Below are 2,328 nucleotides of genomic sequence, written 5' to 3'. Positions count from 1 at the left end.
TACGGCGTCGGCGTCTCCCGCATGGTCGCGGTGATCGCCGAACAGCAGCACGACGAGAAGGGGCTGCGCTGGCCGCGCGAGGTCGCGCCGTTCGATGTGCACGTGGTGATCGCGAACAAGGACGACTCCGCGCGCGAGGGCGGCGAACAGGTTGCGGCGCTGCTGGATACGGCCGGACTCGAAGTCGTGCTGGACGACCGCAAGGCCTCGCCCGGCGTGAAGTTCAAGGATTCCGAGCTGATCGGCGTTCCGTTGGTCGTGGTCGTCGGCCGCGGCTGGGCCGAGGGCAAAGTCGAGATCCGCGACCGCTTCACCGGCGAATCCATTGAGGTCCCCGCCGATTCGGTGGTCGAATCGGTGCTCGCGCAGGTCCGCGGCGGGCGGTAGCTTCGGCCTTCGACAACCGGTAGGGAAGCCCGGTCGACTGAGCCCAGTCGACCGGGCTTCTCGCATACGTCCGGACCTACGGTTCCGTAGGCACGATTCGTGGCGGGCGGTAATCGCGGACCCCCTCCTGGCTGCTGTTACCCGCTGGTAAGTTAGCGGCATGACGAGCACCGACGCGTTGTTGTTCAACCCGACCAGCTATGACCCGAAGCAGTTCGACGCCGAGACACGGCGGCTGCTGAAGGCCACCATCGAGTGGTTCGAGTCGCGTGGCAAGCGGCAGCTGCTGGCCGATGACGCGGATGCGGTGTGGGTGTCGGACTTCCTCGAGTTCGTCAAGAAGGAGCGCCTGTTCGCGACCTTCTTGACCCCGGCCGCCTACGCCGACGGTGACGCGAACCGGCGGTGGGACGGTGCCCGTAATGCGGCGCTGTCGGAGATCTTCGGCTTCTACGGCCTCGCGTACTGGTACGCCGAGCAGGTCACCATCCTCGGCCTCGGGCCGATCTGGCAGAGCGATAACGAGGACGCCAAGCAGCGCGCGGCCGCCGATCTCCTCGACGGCCAGGTGATGGCATTCGGTCTGTCCGAGCGTGACCACGGTGCCGACATCTACAACACCGACCTGATCCTGACACCGACCGAGCCGGGCAGTGCGGATGCGGAGGCCGGAATCCTGTTCCGCGCCAACGGCGTCAAGTACTACATCGGCAATGGCAATGTCGCTTCGATGGTGTCGGTCTTCTCCCGCCGCGCCGATATCGAGGGTGCGGACGGCTATGTATGGTTCGCCGCCGACAGCCGCCACGACAACTACGAGCTCATCGACAACGTCATCCACGGTCAGCTGTATGTCAGCACCTTCGCGCTGCACGACTACCCGGTGACCGCCGCCGACATCCTGTCCACCGGTCCCGAGGCCTTCTCCGCCGCGCTGAACACCGTCAATGTCGGCAAGTTCAACCTGTGCCACGGCAGCATCGGCATGGTCGAGCACTCGTTCTACGAGGCCATCACGCACTCCAACAACCGCATCCTCTACGGCCAGGCCGTCACCGAATTCCCGCATGTGCGAACGAATTTCGTGGATGCGTACGCGCGCATCGTCGCGATGAAGCTGTTCAGCGACCGCGCTGTCGACTATTTCCGCAGCGCAAGCCTGGAGGACCGCCGCTACCTGCTGTTCAACCCGATGACCAAGTCCAAGGTGACCTCCGAGGGCGAGACCGTGATGACGCTGCTGCTGGATGTGCTGGCTGCCAAGGGATTCGAGAAGAACACCTACTTCGCGCAGGTCGCCCGGTATATCGGGACGCTGCCCCGGCTCGAGGGCACAGTGCACGTCAATGTCGGCCAGATCCTGAAGTTCATGCCGAACTACCTGTTCAACCCGAAGGACTACCCGGAGATCGGCACCCGCCTCGATGCGGCCGACGACGAGTTCTTCTTCCGGCAGGGCCCGGCTCGGGGCGCGGGCAAGGTGCAGTTCGCCGACTGGACCCCCGTGTACGAAAAGCACGCCGATCTGCCGAATGTCGCGCGCTTCTACGACCAGGCCCAGGCCCTGCGCACCCTGCTGACCACGGCAGCTCCCGATGCCGATCAGCAGAAGGATCTGGACTTCATGCTGACCATCGGCCACCTGTTCTCCCTGGTGGTCTACGGCCAGCTGATCCTGGAGCAGGCGGCCATCACCGGCCTGGACCGCGACATCATCGAGCAGATCTTCGACTTCCAGATCCGCGACTTCAACGGCCACGCAACCACCCTCTACGGCAAGCCCTCCGCCACCCCCGACCAGCAGGCCTGGGCAGCCTCCGCCCTGCGCCCGCCGGTCACCGACCGTCCCCGCTTCGACCGTGTTTGGGCCGAAGTCGCCGCCTACGACAGCGCCTACGAAATGCGCCCGTAGTCGCGATCACACCGGCCACCCGTGCCGCG

At 65.3% G+C, this 2,328-nt stretch carries 2 protein-coding genes; both read left to right on the top strand.

Annotation, left to right across the window (positions count from 1 at the left end; all coding sequences use genetic code 11):
• A partial coding sequence (locus tag ON44_RS22060) for a His/Gly/Thr/Pro-type tRNA ligase C-terminal domain-containing protein (protein ID WP_245567280.1) occupies positions 1-387 on the top strand: 387 nt, incomplete at its 5' end.
• Between the two features lie 160 nt (positions 388-547).
• On the top strand, positions 548-2,299 hold the full coding sequence (locus ON44_RS22055; RefSeq protein WP_040693089.1) for an acyl-CoA dehydrogenase family protein: 1,752 nt from the start codon (positions 548-550) through the stop codon (positions 2,297-2,299).
• Positions 2,300-2,328 lie beyond the last annotated feature (29 nt).

This window comes from Nocardia vinacea NBRC 16497 (genome assembly GCF_000308835.1).
GTDB lineage: Bacteria > Actinomycetota > Actinomycetes > Mycobacteriales > Mycobacteriaceae > Nocardia > Nocardia vinacea.
This window is presented reverse-complemented; position numbering and strand designations above follow the sequence as displayed.